A 21375-nucleotide genomic window follows, 5' to 3' on the forward strand; every position below is an offset into this window, starting at 1 on the left:
CTTCTGAAACCTGTGGGAGGGGGACATGAAGGCAGTGGGGACGCGCCTCCTGGCGCTCTGCTTCATCATTATGGTGCTGGCCGTGCAGCCGGCCCAGGCAAGCTCTGTCGGAGCCGACAAGGTCATGCGCGACTGGTACCGCCTCGTGCTCGAGCTGGTGCGGCACACGCCAACCTATTCGCCACCCGTCGCAAGCCGCGCCTTCGCCTATCTCGGCGTCACCGCCTACGAGGGGCTCGCCTCCGGGGATCGGACGCTGACCTCGTTGTCCGGCCAGCTGAATGGCCTCACGCCAGTGCCGCAGCGTGAAGCGGGTGCAAGCTATGACGAAGCCGTCGTTATGCAGGCCGCACTCTCTTCCGCCGCTCGCCAGCTCTTCGGCAATACCGGCCCGACCGGCCAGCGCGCCATGAAGCGCATGACGGAAAAGCTCGCCAACGAGGTCTCGGCCGGTCTCGCCCCCGATCTCGTCGCCCGAAGCCAGGCCTATGGCGAAAGCGTCACCGCCCACATCCTGAGCTGGTCTGAGGGCGATGGCGGCGCCAAGGTTGAGAACATGGGCTTCCCGCTGGAGTTCACGCTCAACAAGGGACCATCGAACTGGGTTCCAACAAGCCTGATCAACCAGCAGCAGCTGCCTCTCCTGCCCAAATGGGGCGAGAACCGGCCCTTCGCGATGCAGACGGGCAATGGTTGCCCCCTGCCAGCACCGCCCGCCTATAGCGAGGAAAAGGGCTCGGATTTCTATCAGGAAGCGCTCGAAGTCTACGAGACCGTCAAGAACCTGACGCCGGAACAGCGCGCCATCGCACGCTTCTGGTCGGATGATCCGATGCTTTCGCCGACCCCGCCCGGCCACTGGATCGTCATCGGCCTGAAGATCCTCGACGAGCGCAAGGCAGGCGCCGCCGAACATGCAGACCTGCTCGCCCGCCTTGGTATCACGCTCGCCGACGCCTTCATCGGCTGCTGGCATTCGAAATTCGAATACGACCTGCTCCGCCCGGTCACCTATATCAAGCGGGTCATCGATCCCAAATGGGAGCCGATCCTGATCACGCCGCCCTTCCCGGAATATCCCTCCGGCCATTCCACCCAGTCGGGTGCGGCAGCGACCGTATTGACCGCCTTTTTCGGCGAAAACTTCGCCTTTACCGACAACACGCATGAAAAGGACAAGCTGCCGAACCGGAGCTTCAAGAGCTTCTGGGATGCCGCGGAAGAAGCTGGCGTCTCCCGCCTCTATGGCGGCATCCATTTCCGCGCAGCCATCGATCGCGGCCTCGATCAGGGCCGCTGCATCGGCGAAAAGACGGTTGCCCTGAGGACGCGCGGATGACCGGTCGCAAGGACCTCCGCCTTCCGGTTCGGCTCGCGGGCCTTGCCCTGCTGCTGTCGCTGCCTGAGGCCGCGCCTGCGCTCGCAAATGGCGCTCCCCTCGTTCCCCGCTTCACCGACGAAACCGCCTCCAGCGGTATCGTCAGCACCTACCGGGGCGATTGGGAATATATGGTTGGCGGCGGTGCCGGCAGCTTCGACTGCAATGCCGACGGCTTCCCCGATCTCGTGCTTGCGGGCGGCGAGGACAAGGCGAAATTTTACCTCAACCGAAGCGAGGCCGGCGGCGCTCTCAAGTTCGACGAACAGGTGTCCGGCCTCGAACTCGACAAGGTGATCGGCGCCTATCCGCTGGATGTCGATGGCGACGGGCTGCAGGACGTCGTGCTGTTGCGCTCCGGCGAGAATGTCGTCATGCGCGGCTTGGGCGAGTGCCGTTTCGAACGCGCCAACGAGGCCTGGGGATTTGACGGTGGCGACGCCTGGTCGACCGCCTTTTCCGCCACCTGGGAGCGCGGCAATACCTGGCCAACGCTCGCCGTCGGCAATTACATCGACCGCTTCGAGGACTTCGAGCCCTGGGGCTCATGTACCGACAACTGGCTGCATCGCCCGGCATCGACGACGGAGCGTCGCTTAGCCCCGCCGCTCGCGCTCACCCCCTCCTTTTGCCCTCTGTCGATCCTCTTCACCGACTGGAACCGCTCCGGCACGCCTTCGCTTCGCGTCTCCAACGACCGCGAGTATTACAAGGGCGGCCAGGAGCAGATGTGGAAGCTGGAGCCGGGCAAGGCGCCGGAGCTTTATAGCCAGGCGGAAGGTTGGAAATACCTGCGCATCTGGGGCATGGGCATCGCCAGCCACGATATCGATTTCGACGGCTATCCGGAATATTTCCTGACCAGCATGGCCGACAACAAGCTGCAGAAGCTTGGCGAAATCCCCGCCGATGGTAAGCCAAAGCCGTCCTACAACGACGTTGCGTTTGCGAAGGGTGCCACTGCTCACCGGCCCTATACCGGCGGCGAGATCCGCCCCTCGACCGCCTGGCATACGGAATTCGAGGACGTCAACAATGACGGCCGCACCGACCTTTTCGTCGCCAAGGGCAATGTCGCCGAGATGCCCGATTTCGCTGAAAAGGACCCCAACAATCTGCTCATCCAGGGCGAGGACGGCAAGTTCACCGAAATGGGCGACAAGGCCGGTATCGCCTCGATGGCCAAGGGCCGGGGCGGGGCGCTGGCAGACTTCAACCTCGATGGATTGGTTGATCTCCTGGTCGTCAACCAGGGGTCTCCGGTGGAGATCTGGCGCAATACGACGGAAGGCGCTGGCCGCTTCCTGCAACTGGCGCTGCGCCAGGACGGTCCGAACCGCGACGCGGTCGGCGCCTGGATCGAGGTGAAGACCGGCGATGTCGTGCAGCGCCGAGAGCTCACCATCGGCGGCGGCCATGTCAGCGGCAAGACCGGCTGGCATCATTTTGGGTTGGGCGGATTGGCGGAAACCGAGATCCGCGTGCTTTGGCCGGATGGCGAGGTTGGGGATTGGCAGACGGTGGCGGCTGACGGTTTTTACCTCGTTGGGCGTGGCACGGGGCCAAGACTGTGGAAGCCGGGCGAGGGGCTGTGAAGCTCTCCTCTCCCCTTGTGGGAGAGGTTACAAAATCGAGGGCTTAGCCCGATCAGGGCTAAACCTCAGATTTTGTTGGTGAGGGGATCAGTGATAGTGGCACGGAGAACGGACCCCCTCACTTGCGATTTCTGATGTTTAGGCGGCTTGCGCTCGTCTAATTCATCTCTCAGCCTTCGCGCGGCGTCGCGCTCAGGCCTCCGTTCGCTGAAATCGATTCACTGGATCGATTTCTGGCCTTCGGCCACCGCTCCGAAGTCTCCCCCACCAAGGGGGAGATGGGCTTTGCGCTTGCGGCCCGCGCTCCCACCCTTCAGGACTTAACTGTCAAAAACCCCAAGCTTCGCCGCCGGTCGGGATCGCTCCCTCCGGATAGGCTGAAACTTGTCTCGGACGAGGCGCCAGAAGCAACCTGTCTAAGTAGTTTTATGTGGCTCCTTCCGGCGCCTCGTTCGGCGTCTATTCCCGCTGCATGCGTCTCTCTGGCAAGGCGGCGACGGTCCTCGTCATCCTCGGGCTTGACCCGAGGGTCGAGGATGACCGGGCGTAGGGTCCGGCTTTGACAGAGTCCTCCAGAGGGAATGTCTGCCAGAGCCTGGCCGGTGGCCCGGGAGGTTCCCGCCGGATGGTGCACCATTCCGACCGGGACCCTCGCCCGGGGGATGAAGCTTTGGTCATCGACCTCGGCCTGCATCCCCGCCGTTTTATTCGCCCCGCTGCCTGGATGTTCGTGACAGCATTGGCGCCTTGTCTGTGTGCCTCTGAGGCACGTCCTTCCGATCGGGGGTTGCAGGCGTCCAGCATCCGGCTGTCCACCGTCACTTCCACCCCCTCGTCCGGAGGGAGACCGTTGCAGCGGGCCGGGGATTTGTGCCTGCGAGAGCACGCCACCCCGGCGCCGGCCCCGCCTCGCCTGACATCGCATCGTCAGGTGTATCCGAGGGCGGGACGGGATTAGGGTAAGGGCGTGGAAATGGGCGGGGATGAAAAATCTTGGTTTTGTTGATTTTGCTGAGGGATTCGCGAAAGTCATCCCCCTTTTTTCGGGAGATGACGCGAGTTCGCGGCTTGACGGATATCCCTCATCCTGAGGTGCCCTCGCAAAGCGAGGGCCTCGAAGGATCCAAGCACCGGATCCCGTTGTGGCCTCGTCCTTCGAGGCCCGACGCAGTCGGGCACCTCAGGATGAGGGGCTCGCGCGACACCCATCTCCCTCTTGGTGGGGGAGAAAGCGATTTCGATGAATTAGGCGAGCGCAAGCCGCCTAAACATCAGAAATCGCCAGAGAGGGGGGGCGGTTATGTCGTGCCCGCACCACCGATCCCCCACCAACAAAATCTGAAGTTTAGCCCTGATCGGGCTAAGCCTTCGATTTTGTAACCTCTCCCACACAGGGGAGAGGTAGAAACCCGCCGGCGCCTCAGTTCGACGGATAGAGCCGAGGCCTCACTCCGCCTCCTCCACCGCAGCCTCCGCCACGCGCTTCTGGATCGACTCGATGCAGTTCTTGGCGCTGGACTTCGACTTGTAGGTTTCCGAGCGCACCATGATTTCGCCATTGGCGGCGCGGAAACGGACGAAGGTTTCGCCGTTTTTGGCCTCGTCGATTTCGAAGCGATAGCCGCTGCCGGTTTCCTGCTTGGTAAGGTCGACGACGGGGGCTGCCGGCGCGTTCTTCTTCAGCGACTCGACGCAGTTCTTCGCGCTCGCCTTGGAGGCGTAGTTTTCCGACCAGACCATGATCTCGGCATTATAGACGAACTGGACGCGGAACTCGCCCTTCTCGGTCTTGACGATCTTGAACTTGTGCATGCCCGTCTCCCCTTTGCCCATCGGCTTATGATTGCATTCGAATGCTAGCGCGACTGCGGCAGGCGGGCAAGAAGCACTTAAAAGCCCTGGAAGAGGAAATCCGTGGCAGCGCTGATCTCGTCGGCGCGGGTGGAGAGATTGTCGATCGAGGGGCCGATCTCAGAGAGTGGAAGAGCCGCGAGACGGTGGGTCGCCATGACATAGGTTTTGCCGCCGACCTCGAAGCGAGGCGTCAGGCGTGCGATCACCCAGGTGACCGTTTCGACCGGCTGCAATGGTGCGACGACCCTCGTGGGAAGGTCATGGAGAAAGTCGGACTGGAGGTCCACGACCAATTGCTCTTCCGATTTCAGGCGATGGATCCGAAATCGCGCCATGGTCAGAACTGCCGGTATTTGGCGAGGGGCAGGCCGTGCTTGGCGACATAGTCGTTATCCGCCTGGATCGCCTCGGCGTTCTCTATTTTCCAGCGCCGTTCTTTCTCGGCCTTGATGGCGCGGGCAATGCCCTGTTCAGCCGCACCCGCGACATCGAGACCGAGGGTTTCAGCCTCGGTCACAAGGGCTTCACTGACGGTCAGGTCATGGGCTTTGCGGGCTTCGATCGACATGGGATGGTCTCCGGCGCTGGACGGAGAATAGCACGGCTCCAGCTTGCTGAGAATGGGCCGATCAGCCCTTGCCTCGCCCGTCATAGGCTTCCCGCGATGAAAGGATCGCCTCCTTGTGTTCCCGCGACCATTCGACCAGCCCGGCCGTGATGGCCGAAAAGCCCAAGCCCCGGGGCGTCAGAGAATAAGTGACCGAAGGAGGGTTGGTGGGTTCGACATGACGGTCGACCAGTCCGTCCCGCTCGAGACGGCGCAGTGTCAGCGTCAGCATGCGCTGGGTGACGCCCGACAGCGCGCGCTCGATCTCCCGGTAGCGGCGCGGACCGGCCGAGAGCTCGGCAATCGCCATGACGGTCCATTTCTCTCCGAGGCGATCAAGCGTGAGGCGAAGACCGCAATCTTCGTGTTCCGGTGTGCCGCAGGGTTCGAGCGTCTCGATCCCGGGCTGGGTTGCGGCGAACATCGATGTGCCTCCTTACGTCGTTCCTGAGGGCGCAATAAATAGATGCGCCCGCAACGAAAAGGACGCAACCCATGATACTGCTCACTGGAGGCTCCGGCCAACTCTCCAAGCTTACCGCGCAAGGTACCAAAGACGCCGGTCTCGACATCTGCATTGGCAGCCGTCTGGCAGAGGAGACGGATACAGGTCGACGCCGGATCGATTTCGACGATCCCGAAACGCTCGACTTCAGCGATGTCGAAACGCTGATGATGATCTCTGCCGGTTACGCGGAAGATGATGTCGTCATCCGCCGCCATGATGCGGTGATCGCGGCTGCGATCCGCTCGGGCGTCCGCCATGTCGTCTATACGAGCCTGAGCGGAACGGGTGACCATCTTGCTTTCTCGCTTGCCCATCGATGGACCGAGAAGCGGCTGAAGGACAGCCGCCTTGCCTGGACGGTCCTGCGCAATGGTCTCTATGCCGAGTTGATCGGGGCACTTGCCGCTCCGCTTGATGGCGTGATCCGGGCACCCTTCGGCACCGCGCCGCTATCGCCTGTGGCAAGGCAGGATCTGGCCGATGCGGCCGTGACGGTTCTCAAGGACCCGCGCGCCCATGCGGGCATGATCTACGAACTGTCGGGAGCAGAAGCCTGGAGTGTTGCCGATCTGGCGGAAAAACTTAGCGTTCCCTATCGTCCAGCGAACCTCGAAGAAACACGGGCGTCACTGGCCGCAGCCCCCCTCAAGCCATTCCAGCCGCCGATGCTGATGTCGATCTATTCCACGGCGGCGGCAGGGTTTCTAGAGGCCCGCACGACAGACCTTGCGGTCCTGATCGCCGGAGCGCCGCGGCCGACCTTGCCGATCGCGGCAGAGGCTGCGCGGGCGGCAGGGTCATGAAGCGGAAACGGCGAGTGGGAGCCTTGGAAAAGGCTCCCTCCAAACCTCACTCGTCGCTCATCTTCAGCGCTGCGATAAACGCTTCCTGCGGGATCTCGACCTTGCCGAACTGGCGCATGCGCTTCTTGCCGGCCTTCTGCTTGTCGAGGAGCTTGCGCTTGCGCGAAGCGTCGCCGCCGTAGCACTTGGCGGTCACGTCCTTGCGCAGCGCCGAGATGGTTTCACGCGCGATCACATTGCCGCCGATGGCGGCCTGGATCGGGATCTTGAACATGTGCTTGGGGATCAGGTCCTTGAGCTTTTCGCACATGTCGCGGCCGCGCTTTTCGGCTGCCATGCGGTGCACCATCATCGAGAGGGCATCGACCGGCTCGCCATTGACGAGGATCGACATCTTGACGAGGTTGCCCTCGCGATGGCCGTCGAGATGATAGTCGAAGGAGGCGTAGCCCTTGGAGATCGACTTCAGGCGGTCGTAGAAATCGAAGACCACTTCGTTGAGCGGCAGCTCATAGGTGATCATCGCTCGCTTGCCGACATAGGTGAGTTCGGTCTGCACGCCGCGACGGTCCTGGCAAAGCTTCAGGATGCCGCCGAGATAGTCGTCGGGCGTCAGGATCGTCGCCTTGATCCACGGCTCGTGGATTTCCGAGATCTTGACCACGTCGGGCATGTCGGCCGGGTTGTGCAGCTCGCGCTCCGTGCCGTCGGTCATGAACAGCTTGTAGACGACGGACGGGGCGGTTGCGATCAGGTCGAGATCGAATTCGCGCTCAAGGCGCTCCTGGATGATTTCGAGATGCAGGAGGCCGAGGAAGCCGCAGCGGAAGCCGAAGCCGAGTGCGGCAGACGATTCCATTTCGAAGGAGAAGGAGGCGTCGTTCAGGCGCAGCTTGCCCATGGCGGCGCGGAGATCCTCGAAATCGGCGGCATCGACCGGGAAGAGACCGCAGAACACGACAGGCTGGGCCGGCTTGAAGCCCGGCAGCATGTTGGCGGTCGGGCGCTTGTCTTCGGTGATGGTATCGCCGACGCGGGTGTCGGCCACTTCCTTGATCGAACCGGTAAAGAAGCCGATTTCGCCCGGGCCGAGAGAGTCCACGGCCACCATCTTCGGGGTCAGCACGCCAACGCGCTCGACCGCATATTTCGCGTCCGTGCCCATCATGCGGATGGTCTGGCCCTTGGTCAGCACGCCGTCGAGCACGCGCACGAGAACCATGACGCCGAGATAGGTGTCGTACCAGCTGTCGACGAGCAGCGCCTTCAAGGGCGCCTTGTCGCCGCCTTCGCTCTTCGGCGCCGGCAGCTTGTGGACGATGGCTTCGAGCACGTCTGGGATGCCGAGACCGGTCTTGGCTGAGATCAGGACGGCCTCGGACGCATCGATGCCGATGACCTCCTCGATCTGTTCCTTGATGCGCTCGGGTTCGGCGGCCGGCAGATCCACCTTGTTGAGGACCGTCACCAGCTCATGATTGTTGTCGATCGCCTGATAAACGTTCGCCAACGTCTGGGCTTCGACGCCCTGGGACGCGTCGACGACGAGCAGCGAACCTTCGCAGGCCGAGAGCGACCGCGAGACTTCATAGGCGAAGTCGACGTGGCCGGGCGTGTCGATCAGGTTCAGCACATAGGTCTCGCCATTGTTGGCCTTGTAGTGCAACCGCACTGTCTGGGCCTTGATGGTGATCCCGCGTTCCTTCTCGATCTCCATGTTGTCGAGGACCTGCTCCGACATCTCGCGATCGGCGAGGCCGCCGGTCGACTGGATCAGGCGGTCGGCCAGCGTCGATTTGCCATGGTCGATATGGGCGACGATGGAGAAGTTGCGGATATGGCTCAGGGGCGTGCGATCGGTGCTCATGGCTCGCGCATATAGCAGCGAGGCCTTGTATCGCAAAGCGGAAAGATCGGGTTTTGCAGGCGATCACGGCGGTTTTGACGTCGCAGGCAGGCCGCTTGCCGCCTGATGCCGGCCGTTGTCAGAGGCGGGCCTGTCGTCGATAGTGGGTTGGGCCCAAAAAAATCTTTTGGTCGTTGTCGAATCCGATATCCGAGCCGCGTCTCTTCATCGACGGGATCGATCGACGATGCCGCAAGGGCCCAAGGAGGGGCAAAACCGATGCAATACCTGCTGCTGATCTACGAAAACGAAGAAATCTTTGGCGGGCCGGACAAGATGGGCCCGATCATGGCCGATCTCGGTCCGCGCCATTTCGCCTTCAGCCACGAGCTGGGCGAGAAAATGCACGCGGGCGCCGGGCTGAAGGGCACGGAGGCTGCCACCACGGTGCGCACCACGGGTGGCAAGCAGACCATCCATGACGGTCCCTTTGCCGAAACGCGCGAACAGCTGGGCGGCTTTTATCTCGTGGAAGCCGAGGACCTCGATCAGGCGATTGCGATCGCCAGAAAGGTGCCGCTCGGCAAGGATGGCGCGATCGAGGTCCGGCCGCTCTTGCCGATGCCGCCGGGCTTGGCGCCGAAGCGTTGAGACGATGCGGACAGCGGTCCTCGACGAGACCTTCCGGGCGGCGGGCGGGCGCATTCGCGCAGCACTCGCCGCCCGTTACCGCGATCTGGATCTCGCGGAAGAAGCCTTTGCCGAGAGCTGTCTCAAGGCGGTAAAGGTCTGGGGTGAGGAGGGACAAAACCTGCCGCGCGATCCGGCCGCCTGGCTCTACCGGGTCGCCGAGCGCGCCGCACTCGATATCCTGAGGCGCAGGCGGACACGGGCGGACAACCGGCCGGACGAGCCGGATCCCGAGCCGACGGTCGAGGATCGGCTGACGAGCGACGACGCCGTCATTCCCGACGAGCGGCTAAAGCTGATTTTCGTCTGCTGCCATCCGGCCGTCGCCGCCGACAGCCGGGCGGCGCTGACGCTGAAAATGGTCTGTGGCCTCTCAACCGAGGAGGTGGCGCGGGCTTTTCTCGTTTCCGAAACGACACTCGCGCAGCGGCTGGTCCGCGCCAAGCGCAAGATCGCCGAGGCCGGCGTGAGTTTCGAGGTGCCGGGGCCTGAGCACTGGGCCGAGCGGCTGGCGGCGGTCTTGTCGACGCTGGAGGTGGCCTATGCCAAGGCGCATGAGGACGCGGCGGGGTCCAGCCGTCATGCGGGCTTTGCCAGCGAAATGCTGGAAGTGACGGCGCTGCTGACTGAGATGTTGCCACAAGAAGCGGAGGTTCTTGCACTTGCTGCGACGATCCGCTTTGCCGAGGCCAGGCGGCCCGCAAGGTTGGATGCGGAGGGCGTGATGGTGCCGCTTGCCGAGCAGGACCCAGCCCTTTGGTCTCGCCCACTGATCGAAGAAGCACGCCGATACTGCGGTCGGGCACTTGGGATCTCAGGGCCCGGGCCGCGCATTTTACAGATGATGATCCACGCGCTCTGGTGCGGCAGGAAGAGCCTCGCCGATCCGCCGCCCTGGAAGGCCGTGCTGGCAGCTTATGATATTCTTGTCGAGCTGCGTGACGACGCCATCATCCGCATCAACCGGGCTGTGGCGCTGGCGGAAGTGAAGGACGCGGAAGAGGCGCTGGCCGAGCTGGATGGGTTGGATGCCGATGCGCTCTCGGAATTTCTGCCCTTTCATGCCGCACGGGCGGATCTGTTGGCGCGGCAGGGGAGGGTTGCCGAGGCCCTACAGGCCTATGACCGCGCCTTGGTCCTCTCGCCCGGGGAGGCGGAGCGGCGGTTTCTGGAGCGGCGGCGGGAGGTGTTGGCGGCGTCCTGAGGGGGCGCTTAGCGCCTAGTTTCGCGCGTCAATCCTCTCGTGGCCAGTTCCCTTTCGGCCAATCGCGGGCAGTGTGAATGACCCTGAGGATCAGAATACGCTGCACGCCCGGAATGTCGTCGACGGCGTAGCAGAGGATCCACGGAAGGGGAGGCAGGGATCTTTCGAAAGTGCCCGCGATGCGTCCGGGGCGGCCGGTCGGGATGTCACCGAGACGGTGGCCCGCGGCCTCGATGATGTCGACGATCCGCTCCGCGACATCAGGGTGGTCTTCCGCAATATGGCGAAGGATCTCGAGCGTGTCACGGGTGGCTTTGGTCGCCCAGACGACCGGGCGCGTCATCCCCGCGAAGCCCGTTTGCGGCGCGCGGCATCGATCATCGCACGCATTTCAGCAATGACCTCGGCATGCGGGACTAGGTCACCGGCCCGACCCTCGACGAGGCCTTTTTCGATGGACTGTCGCAAGGCAAGTTCCTGCTCGACAAAGGCCGTGACCGCGGCTTCTGCCAAGTGCTGGCTGCTCTGCTCCGCGCCCGATGCCAGCGCATCAAGCTGATCTTTCACATCCTGGCGGATCTCAATTGTCATTGTGGTGCGGGAAGACATGGCGCTGTTCCACTGGTTAGGTGGGGATCATAGCTTATCTGCAGGTCCTTCGCCAGAACCACCGCTCGGTCGGATCACACCCCGAACTGCTCTGGCCAGTCCCGGCGGGTGGCGACCTGACCTTCGGTTCTGAGCCGCCGGACCGCCTCTAGGTCGATCTCCGTGATCAGCCAGTGACTTTCCTCGACCTCGTCCGCCTCGCTTTCGGCGTAGATTCCGTTGGGCGGCATGCCGTAGTCGGAGGGCACGTAAAGCGCGGCGCGTCCCCGGTTTTCGTCGAGCGCGGGAGACCAGGGGGCGGTGCCAGCGGTGGGTGACGAGAGGACGGCGATCTGGTTTTCAAGCGCCCGGGCCTGGGCGCCGATGCGCACCCGATAGGCGCCGGCGAGTGTGTCCGTGCAGGAGGGAGCGAGGATGAGGTCTACATCCTGTTCGGCGAGGGTGTGCGCCAGCATCGGGAATTCGTTGTCGTAGCAGATGAGGATGCCGAGCTTGCCGAGCGGGGTTTCGAAGGCTGTCAGCCCGTCGCGTCCGGCGGCGATGCCCCATTGCTCGCGCTCGAAACGGGTCATGATGATCTTGTCCTGATGACCGATCAGGCCCTCCGGGCCGAAAAGGAAGGCGCGGTTGCGGTATTGGCCGTCGGGATCGAGCACAGGTGCGGAGCCCGGCTGCAAGACGATCTGATGGGTTCGGGCGAGTTCCTCGCAAAGCTCGACCCAGGCCTGGATCAGCGGCTGGATGCCAGCGATCGAACCGTGCAAGTCGGAGCGGGTTTCTGGATCAAGCTGGCCGGCGAGCACCAGGCCGGCATATTCCGGCAGGAGCACGAGTTTCGCGCCACGCTCGACGGCCTGATGCACCAGGCTCGTCAGGTGGAGGACGTAATCTTCCCAGGTCTCGATCAACTCGATCTTGTACTGGCAGGCGGCAAGGGTAAAGGCTGTCATGCTTTGAGATCCCGGATCCAGAAGGAAAGCGGCTTCGGGCTCTCGACGGTGTCGTCGAGGTCGCGCCAGGTGAAGGTAGTCCGAAGCTCGGGGTGATGGGTGTAGCCGCGCTTGGCCCAGAAGGCGTCGAGCGGCTGGTAATCTGCCGGGCGGCGCGGGTGGTCGAGGGGGCGCTCGACGGCGCAGAAGGTGGCGTAACGCAGCTCGAGCTTTTTCGCTTGCTGCTCGCGGCCCTCGAAGAATTTTACGCCGATGCCCTGGCCGCGATACTGAGGCAGAAGCACGCTTTCGCCGAAATAGAAGAATTGCTCGGGGTCAAGACCGGCCTCAAGGAAAGGGCGTTTGACCTCCTCGGTTTCGCCCGCCATCGGCGTTCCCGTGGCAACTCCCACCACCTGATCCCCATCGATCGCCAGCACAAAGACCGAGCCTTCGGACTTGGCGTAGGTCGACAGATAGGTCTGCTCGTAATCGGGATTTCCCTCGTAGAGATAGGGAAAGGCCCGGAAGACGGTGGATCGGAGCCGCGCGAGGTCGCCGAAGAAGGGCGTCGCGTCGCTGCCGGAAAAGGATTGGATCGTAAGCGTCATAGAGTGTTTTCAGTCCGTTGCGGAGTGGTTATACCCATCTCCCACGACCCGAGAAAGCAATTACACGACGAGGAGTGACCGATGACCGCCGCCACCACCATCCGCGCCTATTACGACGCCTTCAATGCCGGCGACATGGATCGTTTTCTGGCACTCCTGACCGATGATGTCGCACACGACATCAACCAGGGTGCCCGCCAGACGGGGAAGGAAGCATTCTCGAAGTTCATGGACCACATGAACCGCTGCTACAAGGAAGAGCTCACCGACATGGTGGTGATGGTCAACGAGGACGGCACGCGGGGTGCGGCCGAATTCATCGTCAACGGCACCTATCTTTCAACCGATGAGGGCCTGCCGGAAGCCAATGGCCAGACCTACCGTCTGCCGGCCGGCGCCTTCTTCGAAATCCGCGACGGCAAGGTCGCCCGGATCTCCAACTATTACAGCCTGCCCGACTGGATCGCCCAGGTCGGCGGCTGAACGGTCGCCGCAGCTGCGCAGTCAGGGCTGAGGTGAGGGCCCGGCCGTACACAGACGCCGGGCATCGAGCAGGCCCCAGCCGAAGATCTGATCCTTGCCGGGCGCGCCGATATCCTGCGCCAAAAGCGACAGGGCCTCGGCCATCTCGGCCGGCGTGAGATCCGGTCGCGCCGCCAGCAGGACGGCCGCAGCGGCACTGACGAAAGGAGCGGCAAAGGACGTGCCGCTCTTCGGCCGGGCGCCGCTGACCGAGGCGGCTGTCCAGACATTGACGCCGGGGGCTGCGATATCGACATGCTCCCCTCGATTGGCGCGCCGATAGGCATTGCGGCCCCGGTCGACGGCGGTAACGGCGATGACGCCATCATAGCCGGCGGGATAAAGCGGTTTCGCTCGTGGACCGGCATTGCCGACGGCCGCGACGAGGATCGCGCCGCGCGCGATCATGGCCTCCACGGTTGTCTTCAGCAGCGCATTGTCCGGACCGGCAAGGCTGAGATTGATCACCCGCACATTGCGACGCGCCAGCCCATCGAGCGCCCTAACCAGGTCGAAGGTCGAGGCGACATCGGCCGATCCGTTGAGTCGACGGAAAGCATCGACGGCAATCACCTCGGACGAGGGCAGAAGGCCCGGTGCCCGGCTGCCAGCAGCACCGACGAGGAGAGCCACGACTGCTGTTCCATGCTGGCGCCCGGATTGCGGCAGGGCATCGTCGGTGATCCGGATAACCTCGAGCCGCGCATCGCCGAGGGACGGGTGATCCGGGTTGATGGCCGTATCGATCAGGCCGATCGTCGGCAGGCTTCCGCAGCGCTGCACGAGTCCTGCGGGATCGATGGGCCAGCCGATGATCTCGCGCACGAGGGCGCAGGTCTGGCCGCCGCAATCGGGGGCGGTTTCCGTCTGCTCGGGCCGGTAATAGTGATTGAAATCGACTTGAGCGACCGGGGCAAGGGATGTGACCCTCTCGCGCGCCGCCTCCAGCCCGGTGCCGCGCGGCACGACGAGACGCACGATCTCGGTCGCCTGCCCGGTGGTCACCAAGCCGAGGCTCTGGCGCTCGGCGATGGCATAGCCTTCTTCGGTCAACTGTGTGATGTCCGCCTCCGAAAGCCCGGATGCTATGATCTCGTTCGGCACGCGGTCGGGAATCGTGGGGGCTGCCCGACGAACGGGTGCCGGACGTGGCGATTGCAGGAATGGGAAGAGCGTGAAGCCGGATTGACGGGATGGCGTCCGATCGCCCGATCCACCGGAGCCGCCACGGTCGCTGCGCCCACCCCCGCCGCTGCCGCCGCCGTCGTCATCATCGTCGTCCCCACCGCCGTCATCGTCGTCATCGGCATGCGCGAGCGTGACGAGGTGGTGCGTGGGGGCGAAGGGCAGCGAAACGGGCGGGGGCAGGAGTACCGCGAGACCCAGCAATCCGCCGAGCAACCTTGCAAAGACCCGATCCATGTTCCATCTCTCCCTGGCCGGCCTCGGGCCTTCGAGACCCGTCGACGAGTGTGATGTCAGGTTATACGTGCGAGCCGCTGGTTTATTCCGGAGAGACGGAAAGTTTTTATGGTTGAGCCTGTCGATATCGTCGGAGAGCGCCTCGTCTCCTTCCTGCCGAACCTCAGGCGTTTTGCAATCTCGCTCTGCCGTGCACGCGATGTCGCCGACGATCTGGTGCAGCAGACCTGCGAGCGCGCGCTTGCGGCAGCCGCGAGCTTCGACCCGCAGACACGCTTCGACGCCTGGGTGTTTCGGATCCTGCGCAATCTCTGGCTCGACCAGTTGCGCCGGCAAAAGACAGCGGGCCCCGCCGTTGATATCGACGAGATGCATGACCTCTCCGTGGCGTCAGGCGAAGCGCAGAGCGAGGCGAGGCTGGCGCTCGAAAGGGTTGAAGTCGCCCTGCAGCGATTGCCGCCCGAACAGCGCGAAGTTCTTGTCCTGGTCTGCATCGAGGACATGAGCTACCGCGATGCGGCCGACATTCTGGAGGTGCCTGTCGGAACGGTCATGAGCAGGCTCGCCCGTGGCCGAAAGGCACTTTCCGAATTGACGGGAATAAATCCCGAAGCCAGACGTTCTTCGCCATGAGAAAGGCGGACACTCCATGACACGCGCGATTCCCGACGAAATGCTGATGGCCTTTGCCGATGGTGAGCTCGCTCCTGAAGAGCAGGAAGAGATCGAGAAGGCTCTCGCCGAAGACGAGGGTCTTGCCGAGCGCCTCGCCGTGTTCATGGACACGAGAGACGAGCTTGCGACGACGATGAAGCCGTTGATCGACGAAGCGGTGCCGGCAGCACTTCAGGCCTCACTCGTGGCTGCGGTCGCGACAGCCCGGCAGACGCAAGGCGCCGCGCCACAAGCCGCCACACCGCAAACAACTGAGACTGTCGTGCCGCTCTGGCCGCGTGCGTCTTCAACGTCTGCCGCTCGCTCCTCCGGCTCCGCGATCTCGTCGCCCTGGGGCATGGCCCTTGCCGCCTCCTTCGTCGGGGTCGTGGTGGGCCTTGGCGGATTCCTTCTCGGCCAATCCACCGGCGTCGCGCCTGATGGCGCAAACCTGGCACTCAACGATGCGCTGGAAACCCTGCCCTCCGGTGGGGATCGCGCGCTCTCTGAGGCCGAAAGCCTGCACATGATCGCGAGCTTTCGCGATGCCGAAGGGCATCTCTGCCGCGAATATGAGCGCAAGGCCGCGGATGCTGTGACCACGGCGGTGGCCTGCCATGGATCGGCGGGCTGGCAGACGCGGTTTGCGCTTACCAACCCGGTGGCCGAAGGTTATGTACCGGCCTCTACCACGGACACGCTGGATGCCTTCCTCTCCGGCATCGGCGCCGGTGCGCCATTGTCGCCTGAGGAAGAGACAGCCGACATCGAGGCTCTGCGCAGCCGCTGAAACAAAAAAATTCTGCGGACCGGGAATAACCTCCCGCCGCATCCGTTCTCCAGAGCAGACCAGGATCTGGAGAACGCCGATGAAGCTCTCGCTGCTGAAACGCCCCACCCCACGCATCACCTTCACCTGCCGGCCCGAGGACGAAGGTGTGATCACCCCGCCGGTGCGGGCAAAGACAGTCTTGCCCGAATGGTTCCGCAAGCTGCCGGCAGTGACCGAGGCCAAGGTTTCTCCGACAGACAGCGGCCTGACGGTCAAGCGCTGCATGCCGTTTCTCGATGCGATGATGGCGGGCTGGGTGATCGGGCTGCCGGCAACCGTGCGCATGGAAATTTCCGATGGAGGCCGCACGGTGAATTGCGGCTGGGATTTCGACCGCACGCTTGTCAGCAATCATGCTACCCACCAGGTGGCCGGCAATCCGCGTGATCCGATGCCGCCCTGCAAGTTTCACAACTACTGGACCATTCGCACGCCGCCCGGCTGGAGCTGTCTTTTTGTCTCGCCGCTCAACCGTCCCAACGGGGTGTTCGAGGTGGTGGCAGGCGTCGTCGATACCGACACCTATCAGTCGGAGATCCACTTTCCCTTCTTCGCAACGGGGCCGGATGGCCTGCATGTGTTGGAACGTGGGACCCCAATCGTTCAGGTCATTCCTTTTCGGCGGGAGACTTCCGACCTTGAAGGAGACATCCGCAGCGAGACTGAATCGGAGCAGGTGACCCGAAAGTCGATTTTCCGCAAGACGCTCGCTTCTGAAGGCTGGTACCGGAAGTTCGCCCGCGCCCAGCGCTGACATCTTCACGCATCATCCTGCTTTCGACCACCCGGAACGGCGTTTCGGGTGGCGTCTACGTTTCTACTTGAAAATGGAAATAAATATCTGAAAATAAACGATTTTTCTTGGAATAAACCTGAGGGCCGCCCGTTTCTCCCCTGCAGCCGACGTGCTGCGATGAAAGAAACCAAGGAGACTGACCATGAAGAAATTCATCGCCATCCTGAGCTCTGTGCTCGCCATCGGCACCACTGCGCCGGCCCCCGCTCTTGCCGACGATCCGCTGACCCGCTTCCTCGACCGCTCGACGGGTGAGGGCCGCTCCTATGCACGCTCCGGCAATCGCAACGACGATCGACGTGGCTCGAGCTCGAACAGCAACAGTAACAGCGACTCGAACAGCAATTCCAACAGCTCGTCGAACTCCTCGAGCAATTCAAGCTCGAACTCATCCTCGAACAGCAGCTCCAACTCGTCGAACAATTCCAGCTCGAATTCGTCTTCGAACTCGTCTTCCAACTCTTCGTCGAACTCGTCCTCGAATTCGTCCTCGAATTCGTCGTCCAACTCGTCCGACGATGACGATTGATCCTGGCATCTGACCGAAACGAAAAAGGCCGCGGCATTGCCGCGGCCTCCTCATGGGGAACCGATAGGAATCAGTTAACCGACCAGTCACGCTTCACGGTGTCGCCGTCCTTCGACAGATGAACGTGCTGATCGACATGATCGACCCAGTCGAGCGGGATGTAATGATGCTGGCCATCAGCGGAATCGTTCTTGGTCAGCTTGATGCGGCTTGCGCCATCCATATGGTCAACGGTGCCGACATGGGCGCCGTCCTGGGCGAGAACTTCCATGTGTTCGCGGATCTGATCTGCAGAAATCATTGGTCATGCTCCTCTTGGGTTGGGGTGCCGGAGAAAGGCGCGACGGGCGGCATTTGTTCCGGGCCGCTTCGCCGCAGACGACAAGAGCCAGGCAAGGGAACATCCGTCCCTCACATGCATTGACAGACACCCGCGCGAGATCCCTCGCCGGCAGCGAGTCCATACATGTTTCCGAGAATTGCGATCATCGGCACCGGTCCCACCGGCCTCTACACGTTCAAACAACTGATCGGTTCCACCGTTCCCTTGTCCATCACGCTCTACGAGGCAGAGGGCGAGCCGGGAAAGGGCACGCCCTACCATCCCGACATGAATGATCCCGCCATGCTCTCCAACATTCCGAGCATCGAGTTTCCGGCGTTTACGGAGACCCTGGTCGAGTGGCTACGGCGACAGGATGACGATACGCTGATGCGCCACGGCATCCGGCGCGAGGCGGTCGATGAGCGGGAGTTTTATCCGCGTCTCGTGCTCGGCGACTACATGCAGGCGCAGTTCGAGCGGATGCGGGCAATTGCGGCCGAGCGTGGTCACGAGATCATCGTGCTTGCCCGCCACAAGGTGATCGACATCGAGATCCAGGCCGATGCGATCCGCCTTCGCGTCAGCCATGTCGACGGCGAAAACGACGCGGCTTACGACCATGTCGTCATGGCGACCGGCCACAACTGGCCCGACAGTACGGAGATCCGGCCCGGCTACTTCGTTTCGCCCTGGCCGGCGACGGTTTTGACATCAATCCGCAACGAGGCGGTCGGCATTCTCGGCACGTCTCTGAGCGGCATCGATGCACTGATGACGGTCGCGACGGCACACGGCATGTTCTACGCCGATGCCACTGGCGACCTGCAATATCAGCCGGCTGCCGATACCGAAGGGTTCTCCGCCACGCTTATGTCGCGCAAGGGCATCCTGCCGGAGGCCGATTTCTATTGTCCGCTCCCCTATGTCACGCCCCTGGTCTGCACCGAAGAGGCGATCGATGCCCTGATTGCCACGGGCCGGCACGATCTGCTCAACGAAGTCTTCGAGCTCTTTCGCGGCGAAATCGTCGCGCGTGATCCGGACTATGCCGCCCGGATCGGGCTGTCGCAGCTGACGGTCGAGACCTTCGCCGCCGCCTATTATGCCGATCGCAGCGAAAGCGATCCTTTCGTCTGGGCGGCGAAAAACCTGGCCGAGGCCGAAGAGAACAGGCAGAAGCGCTATACCGTGCCGTGGCGCTATGCGATCCTGATCACCCACGAGATCGTGGCAAAGGTCATCCCGCATCTCGATCAGAACGATCTGAAGCGCTTCCATCGCCACTTCAAGGGCATCTTCATCGACGACTATGCAACGGTGCCGCTGATGTCGATCCGCCGGCTTCTGGCGCTTGCCCGCGCCGGGAAGTTGTCGATCCTGAAACTCGGCGAGGATTACGAGATCCGCACGGCCGAGGATGGCCTGGAGCGCGGCGCCGAGATCGTCGTCGGCGGAACCACGCATACCTTCGGGGCCTTTGTCGATGCGACCGGCCAGGAGACGCTGTCGGCGACCGATCTGCCCTTTCCGACGCTTGTCGATCAGGGTGGCGTCCGCGAAGCCGCGACGCCGAAGGTCGAGGCTATCCGATCGCTCGACCGGGATCCCGACATGGTTCGCACCGGCGGCATCGACGTCGATGAATTCTATCGCCCGCGCCTCGGTTTGATGTCGGCAGGCACGCTCTATTGCGCAGCGGTGGCCTTCCTTCTGCACAAGGAGCCCTTCGTGCAGGGTATCACCAGCGCACGGGATATCGGCGAGACGGTCGGCCGGGCGATCCTGAGTGACATGGTGGAGGTTGAGACGCCGGTGTTTCAGATCTCGGCATAGACCGGGTCGCCGACGGACAGCGTAACGGATGCGGCCGGCTTGGCGTAGACGCCGAGATTGCGCTTGTTGTGGCGCATGATGCCGCGCAGGACGTCGGGCTCTTCCGCCATGCCCGGTTGAGCGACCAGCGTCATGCCGCAGCGGCGGGAGGCTTCGGTGACACGGATCTCCGCTTCGCCGATCCTGACGATGTGGCCCACCCAGTCGTTTTCGATGAAGCCTTCATCGTCTTCCGTCTCGATCAACACCGAGGGGCGGAAGCGTCTCGCATCGATCGGCGGGAGGTCCGTGACCGATGCGAGCGCGTGCATCGAGGCCGTGGTCACGAGGTGAAGCGGCGCCGGTGCGTAGCGGTTGGAGACGACGGGGAAGCGGTAATCGCCTGACCCGACGAGCCCGATGGCGACCGGGAAGCCGAAATGCTCTGCCAGACGGTCCGGCAACGCGCCGTCATCGAGTGCATGTTCGGCGCCGTCGGCGAAGTGCAGGACAGGTAGCCCCGTTGCTGGTTGCGAGGCGGTAATGAAGAGGGCAGGACGCCAGCGCGTTTCCTTCTCGGGCGCGGCGGCAAGGCCTGTTTCCGGATCGAAGAACGCGAACCGCCGGTCACCCTCGATGCCTTCAGGCGAGACGGTGATCGAGGTGAGCGCTTCTCCGCCGAGAGAACTAACCGGATAGCGCCAGACTTCTCGCACTCGACCGATTTTGCGCATGGTGATCCCCTAGTTTCAACTGATCACCATACGCGGGATAGTCGCTCTATGTTCCAGAAAATCTGTGACCGCGCTTTCCGGTGGAGCCGTCAGGTCCAGTCGAGCACGATCTTGCTTGCCTTGCCGGCGGTGGCGAGTTCGAAGGCTTCGGCGTAGTCGTCCACCTTCATCCGGTGGGTGATGACCTTGCGGATGTCGAGGCCGCTTTCGAGCATGGCGAGCATCTTGTGCCAGGTGTCGAACATCTCGCGGCCATAGATGCCCTTCAGCGTCACCATGCGGAAGACGACCTTGGAGAGGTCGAAATGAAAGGGCCGGGCAGGAACGCCGAGCAGCGCGATGCGGCCGCCCATGACGAGATGGTCGATCATCTGGTCGAGGGCGGCCGGCGAGCCGCTCATCTCGAGGCCGACATCGAAGCCTTCCTTCATCTTCAGCTTCGCCATGACATCGCGCAGGTCTTCGTTCGCGACGTTGACCGGATGTACATCGGCGACTTCGGCCGCAAGCGCCAGCCGCTCCGGATTGACGTCGGTGATGACGACATGACGCGCGCCGACATGCCGGGCGATGGCTGCCCCCATGATGCCGATCGGGCCGGCGCCGGTGATGATCACGTCCTCGCCGACGAGGTCGAAGGCGAGCGCCGTGTGCACGGCATTGCCGAGCGGATCGAGGATCGCGCCGATCTCGTCGTCAATGGTGTCGGGCAGCGGGATGATGTTGAAGGCCGGGATCTTGGCGAATTCGGCAAAGGTGCCCTGCACGTTGACGCCAATGCCTCGGGTTTCGGGGTCGAGATGATACTTGCCGGCGCGTGAGGCGCGGCTGTTCATGCCGACGAGATGGCCCTCGCCGGAGACACGCTGGCCGATTGTGAGATTGCGGACATTGGCGCCGACGGCGACGATCTCGCCGGCATATTCATGGCCTGTGATCATCGGCACGGGGATCGTCTTCTGCGCCCACTCGTCCCATTTGTAGATGTGGACATCCGTGCCGCAGATGCCGGTCTTGTTGATCTTCACCAGCACGTCGTCCGGACCGATTTCCGGGACCGGCGCGTCGATCATCCAGATGCCGACCTCGGGTTTCTGCTTGGAAAGCGCTTTCAT

General features: G+C 63.0%; 24 protein-coding genes and 1 pseudogene. 11 read left to right on the forward strand and 14 right to left on the reverse strand.

What is annotated here, in order from left to right; translation table 11 throughout:
- The first annotated feature begins 25 nt into the window (after positions 1 to 25).
- Together BW978_RS01175 and BW978_RS01180 are read left to right on the forward strand one after the other, a co-directional pair.
- Complete coding sequence (locus tag BW978_RS01175; RefSeq protein ID WP_076391463.1) at positions 26 to 1339, forward strand: vanadium-dependent haloperoxidase; 1314 nt, start codon at positions 26 to 28, stop codon at positions 1337 to 1339.
- Positions 1336 to 2973 (forward strand): CRTAC1 family protein, encoded by a 1638-nt coding sequence (locus BW978_RS01180; protein ID WP_076391465.1) that lies wholly within the window; start codon positions 1336 to 1338, stop codon positions 2971 to 2973. The genes BW978_RS01175 and BW978_RS01180 overlap by 4 nt, the downstream gene beginning before the upstream one ends.
- 1446 nt (positions 2974 to 4419) lie before the next feature.
- Here BW978_RS01180 and BW978_RS23880 read toward each other — a convergent pair.
- The 5 genes and pseudogenes from BW978_RS23880 to BW978_RS01200 all read right to left on the reverse strand — a co-directional run bounded on the left by BW978_RS23880 (position 4420) and on the right by BW978_RS01200 (position 5858).
- Positions 4420 to 4581: a YegP family protein gene (locus BW978_RS23880; RefSeq protein WP_280173590.1), complete on the reverse strand. Its 162-nt coding sequence runs from the start codon at positions 4579 to 4581 to the stop codon at positions 4420 to 4422.
- Between the two features lie 33 nt (positions 4582 to 4614).
- A pseudogene (locus tag BW978_RS23725) lies at positions 4615 to 4785 on the reverse strand (DUF1508 domain-containing protein); the annotation flags it as partial.
- A gap of 77 nt (positions 4786 to 4862) precedes the next feature.
- A complete protein-coding gene (locus tag BW978_RS01190) occupies positions 4863 to 5162 on the reverse strand; it encodes a CcdB family protein (RefSeq protein ID WP_076391469.1) in 300 nt (99 codons plus the stop codon).
- 2 nt (positions 5163 to 5164) lie between these two features.
- Positions 5165 to 5395: a type II toxin-antitoxin system CcdA family antitoxin gene (locus BW978_RS01195; protein WP_076391471.1), complete on the reverse strand. Its 231-nt coding sequence runs from the start codon at positions 5393 to 5395 to the stop codon at positions 5165 to 5167.
- Positions 5396 to 5456: 61 nt separating this feature from the next.
- Positions 5457 to 5858, reverse strand: coding sequence for a winged helix-turn-helix transcriptional regulator (locus BW978_RS01200; RefSeq protein WP_076391473.1), 402 nt, complete (start codon positions 5856 to 5858; stop codon positions 5457 to 5459).
- A gap of 71 nt (positions 5859 to 5929) precedes the next feature.
- Between BW978_RS01200 and BW978_RS01205 the strand changes: the two genes are divergently transcribed.
- On the forward strand, positions 5930 to 6745 hold the full coding sequence (locus BW978_RS01205; protein WP_076391475.1) for an NAD(P)H-binding protein: 816 nt from the start codon (positions 5930 to 5932) through the stop codon (positions 6743 to 6745).
- Between the two features lie 46 nt (positions 6746 to 6791).
- Here the strand turns inward: BW978_RS01205 and lepA are convergent, their stop codons facing one another.
- Positions 6792 to 8612 carry a translation elongation factor 4 gene (gene lepA / locus BW978_RS01210; protein ID WP_076391477.1) on the reverse strand — a complete coding sequence of 607 codons (1821 nt, stop codon included), beginning with the start codon at positions 8610 to 8612 and terminating at the stop codon, positions 6792 to 6794.
- Between the two features lie 258 nt (positions 8613 to 8870).
- On the opposite strand from lepA, the gene BW978_RS01215 reads away from it, so the two are divergent.
- Both BW978_RS01215 and BW978_RS01220 read left to right on the forward strand, forming a co-directional pair.
- Positions 8871 to 9242: a YciI family protein gene (locus BW978_RS01215; RefSeq protein ID WP_076391479.1), complete on the forward strand. Its 372-nt coding sequence runs from the start codon at positions 8871 to 8873 to the stop codon at positions 9240 to 9242.
- Between the two features lie 4 nt (positions 9243 to 9246).
- Positions 9247 to 10485, forward strand: a complete 1239-nt coding sequence (locus BW978_RS01220; RefSeq protein WP_076391481.1) for an RNA polymerase sigma factor — start codon at positions 9247 to 9249, stop codon at positions 10483 to 10485.
- 28 nt (positions 10486 to 10513) lie between these two features.
- On the opposite strand, the gene BW978_RS01225 is transcribed toward BW978_RS01220, so the two are convergent.
- The 4 genes from BW978_RS01225 to BW978_RS01240 form a co-directional block, all read right to left on the reverse strand.
- On the reverse strand, positions 10514 to 10828 hold the full coding sequence (locus tag BW978_RS01225; protein WP_076391483.1) for a type II toxin-antitoxin system RelE/ParE family toxin: 315 nt from the start codon (positions 10826 to 10828) through the stop codon (positions 10514 to 10516).
- Positions 10825 to 11094, reverse strand: a complete 270-nt coding sequence (locus BW978_RS01230) for a CopG family ribbon-helix-helix protein (protein ID WP_076391485.1) — start codon at positions 11092 to 11094, stop codon at positions 10825 to 10827. Before BW978_RS01230 ends, BW978_RS01225 begins: the two co-directional genes overlap by 4 nt.
- A 74-nt stretch (positions 11095 to 11168) precedes the next feature.
- The gene (locus tag BW978_RS01235; RefSeq protein ID WP_076391487.1) at positions 11169 to 12044 is read right to left on the reverse strand and encodes a carbon-nitrogen hydrolase family protein; all 876 of its coding nucleotides are present in this window, start codon (positions 12042 to 12044) and stop codon (positions 11169 to 11171) included.
- The gene (locus BW978_RS01240) at positions 12041 to 12634 is read right to left on the reverse strand and encodes a GNAT family N-acetyltransferase (RefSeq protein WP_076391489.1); all 594 of its coding nucleotides are present in this window, start codon (positions 12632 to 12634) and stop codon (positions 12041 to 12043) included. Before BW978_RS01240 ends, BW978_RS01235 begins: the two co-directional genes overlap by 4 nt.
- Before the next feature lie 81 nt (positions 12635 to 12715).
- Here BW978_RS01240 and BW978_RS01245 point away from each other — a divergent pair, with 81 nt between their 5' ends.
- The gene (locus BW978_RS01245) at positions 12716 to 13117 is read left to right on the forward strand and encodes a ketosteroid isomerase-related protein (protein WP_076391491.1); all 402 of its coding nucleotides are present in this window, start codon (positions 12716 to 12718) and stop codon (positions 13115 to 13117) included.
- A gap of 21 nt (positions 13118 to 13138) precedes the next feature.
- Here the strand turns inward: BW978_RS01245 and BW978_RS01250 are convergent, their stop codons facing one another.
- Positions 13139 to 14578 carry a S8 family serine peptidase gene (locus tag BW978_RS01250; RefSeq protein ID WP_076391493.1) on the reverse strand — a complete coding sequence of 480 codons (1440 nt, stop codon included), beginning with the start codon at positions 14576 to 14578 and terminating at the stop codon, positions 13139 to 13141.
- A 108-nt stretch (positions 14579 to 14686) separates the two neighbouring features.
- On the opposite strand from BW978_RS01250, the gene BW978_RS01255 reads away from it, so the two are divergent.
- The 4 genes from BW978_RS01255 to BW978_RS01270 all read left to right on the forward strand — a co-directional run bounded on the left by BW978_RS01255 (position 14687) and on the right by BW978_RS01270 (position 17389).
- Positions 14687 to 15211 carry an RNA polymerase sigma factor gene (locus tag BW978_RS01255; RefSeq protein WP_076391496.1) on the forward strand — a complete coding sequence of 175 codons (525 nt, stop codon included), beginning with the start codon at positions 14687 to 14689 and terminating at the stop codon, positions 15209 to 15211.
- A gap of 16 nt (positions 15212 to 15227) precedes the next feature.
- Positions 15228 to 16022, forward strand: coding sequence for an anti-sigma factor family protein (locus BW978_RS01260; protein WP_076391498.1), 795 nt, complete (start codon positions 15228 to 15230; stop codon positions 16020 to 16022).
- Positions 16023 to 16101: 79 nt separating this feature from the next.
- Positions 16102 to 16818, forward strand: coding sequence for a DUF6065 family protein (locus tag BW978_RS01265; RefSeq protein ID WP_076391500.1), 717 nt, complete (start codon positions 16102 to 16104; stop codon positions 16816 to 16818).
- 184 nt (positions 16819 to 17002) lie between these two features.
- The gene (locus BW978_RS01270) at positions 17003 to 17389 is read left to right on the forward strand and encodes a hypothetical protein (protein WP_076391502.1); all 387 of its coding nucleotides are present in this window, start codon (positions 17003 to 17005) and stop codon (positions 17387 to 17389) included.
- 70 nt (positions 17390 to 17459) lie between these two features.
- On the opposite strand, the gene BW978_RS01275 is transcribed toward BW978_RS01270, so the two are convergent.
- The gene (locus BW978_RS01275; protein WP_069042536.1) at positions 17460 to 17690 is read right to left on the reverse strand and encodes a DUF2171 domain-containing protein; all 231 of its coding nucleotides are present in this window, start codon (positions 17688 to 17690) and stop codon (positions 17460 to 17462) included.
- 165 nt (positions 17691 to 17855) lie between these two features.
- Here BW978_RS01275 and BW978_RS01280 point away from each other — a divergent pair, with 165 nt between their 5' ends.
- On the forward strand, positions 17856 to 19547 hold the full coding sequence (locus BW978_RS01280) for an FAD/NAD(P)-binding protein (RefSeq protein ID WP_076391504.1): 1692 nt from the start codon (positions 17856 to 17858) through the stop codon (positions 19545 to 19547).
- On the opposite strand, the gene BW978_RS01285 is transcribed toward BW978_RS01280, so the two are convergent.
- Positions 19532 to 20260, reverse strand: a complete 729-nt coding sequence (locus BW978_RS01285) for an MOSC domain-containing protein (RefSeq protein WP_076391506.1) — start codon at positions 20258 to 20260, stop codon at positions 19532 to 19534. The genes BW978_RS01280 and BW978_RS01285 overlap by 16 nt on opposite strands.
- A gap of 89 nt (positions 20261 to 20349) precedes the next feature.
- Positions 20350 to 21375 carry an L-threonine 3-dehydrogenase gene (tdh, locus tag BW978_RS01290; protein ID WP_175616833.1) on the reverse strand — a complete coding sequence of 342 codons (1026 nt, stop codon included), beginning with the start codon at positions 21373 to 21375 and terminating at the stop codon, positions 20350 to 20352.

Source organism: Rhizobium sp. RU33A (assembly GCF_900156055.1).
Classification (GTDB): domain Bacteria; phylum Pseudomonadota; class Alphaproteobacteria; order Rhizobiales; family Rhizobiaceae; genus Allorhizobium.

Bases quoted from the DNA above. Each gene is read 5' to 3' on its own strand.
- BW978_RS01175 (WP_076391463.1), top strand. From the start codon at position 26: ATGAAGGCAGTGGGGACGCGCCTCCTGGCGCTCTGCTTCATCATTATG.
- BW978_RS01180 (WP_076391465.1), top strand. From the start codon at position 1,336: ATGACCGGTCGCAAGGACCTCCGCCTTCCGGTTCGGCTCGCGGGCCTT.
- BW978_RS01190 (WP_076391469.1), bottom strand. From the start codon at position 5,162: ATGGCGCGATTTCGGATCCATCGCCTGAAATCGGAAGAGCAATTGGTC.
- BW978_RS01195 (WP_076391471.1), bottom strand. From the start codon at position 5,395: ATGTCGATCGAAGCCCGCAAAGCCCATGACCTGACCGTCAGTGAAGCC.
- BW978_RS01200 (WP_076391473.1), bottom strand. From the start codon at position 5,858: ATGTTCGCCGCAACCCAGCCCGGGATCGAGACGCTCGAACCCTGCGGC.
- BW978_RS01205 (WP_076391475.1), top strand. From the start codon at position 5,930: ATGATACTGCTCACTGGAGGCTCCGGCCAACTCTCCAAGCTTACCGCG.
- lepA (WP_076391477.1), bottom strand. From the start codon at position 8,612: ATGAGCACCGATCGCACGCCCCTGAGCCATATCCGCAACTTCTCCATC.
- BW978_RS01215 (WP_076391479.1), top strand. From the start codon at position 8,871: ATGCAATACCTGCTGCTGATCTACGAAAACGAAGAAATCTTTGGCGGG.
- BW978_RS01220 (WP_076391481.1), top strand. From the start codon at position 9,247: ATGCGGACAGCGGTCCTCGACGAGACCTTCCGGGCGGCGGGCGGGCGC.
- BW978_RS01225 (WP_076391483.1), bottom strand. From the start codon at position 10,828: ATGACGCGCCCGGTCGTCTGGGCGACCAAAGCCACCCGTGACACGCTC.
- BW978_RS01230 (WP_076391485.1), bottom strand. From the start codon at position 11,094: ATGTCTTCCCGCACCACAATGACAATTGAGATCCGCCAGGATGTGAAA.
- BW978_RS01235 (WP_076391487.1), bottom strand. From the start codon at position 12,044: ATGACAGCCTTTACCCTTGCCGCCTGCCAGTACAAGATCGAGTTGATC.
- BW978_RS01240 (WP_076391489.1), bottom strand. From the start codon at position 12,634: ATGACGCTTACGATCCAATCCTTTTCCGGCAGCGACGCGACGCCCTTC.
- BW978_RS01245 (WP_076391491.1), top strand. From the start codon at position 12,716: ATGACCGCCGCCACCACCATCCGCGCCTATTACGACGCCTTCAATGCC.
- BW978_RS01250 (WP_076391493.1), bottom strand. From the start codon at position 14,578: ATGGATCGGGTCTTTGCAAGGTTGCTCGGCGGATTGCTGGGTCTCGCG.
- BW978_RS01255 (WP_076391496.1), top strand. From the start codon at position 14,687: ATGGTTGAGCCTGTCGATATCGTCGGAGAGCGCCTCGTCTCCTTCCTG.
- BW978_RS01260 (WP_076391498.1), top strand. From the start codon at position 15,228: ATGACACGCGCGATTCCCGACGAAATGCTGATGGCCTTTGCCGATGGT.
- BW978_RS01265 (WP_076391500.1), top strand. From the start codon at position 16,102: ATGAAGCTCTCGCTGCTGAAACGCCCCACCCCACGCATCACCTTCACC.
- BW978_RS01270 (WP_076391502.1), top strand. From the start codon at position 17,003: ATGAAGAAATTCATCGCCATCCTGAGCTCTGTGCTCGCCATCGGCACC.
- BW978_RS01275 (WP_069042536.1), bottom strand. From the start codon at position 17,690: ATGATTTCTGCAGATCAGATCCGCGAACACATGGAAGTTCTCGCCCAG.
- BW978_RS01280 (WP_076391504.1), top strand. From the start codon at position 17,856: ATGTTTCCGAGAATTGCGATCATCGGCACCGGTCCCACCGGCCTCTAC.
- BW978_RS01285 (WP_076391506.1), bottom strand. From the start codon at position 20,260: ATGCGCAAAATCGGTCGAGTGCGAGAAGTCTGGCGCTATCCGGTTAGT.
- tdh (WP_175616833.1), bottom strand. From the start codon at position 21,375: ATGAAAGCGCTTTCCAAGCAGAAACCCGAGGTCGGCATCTGGATGATC.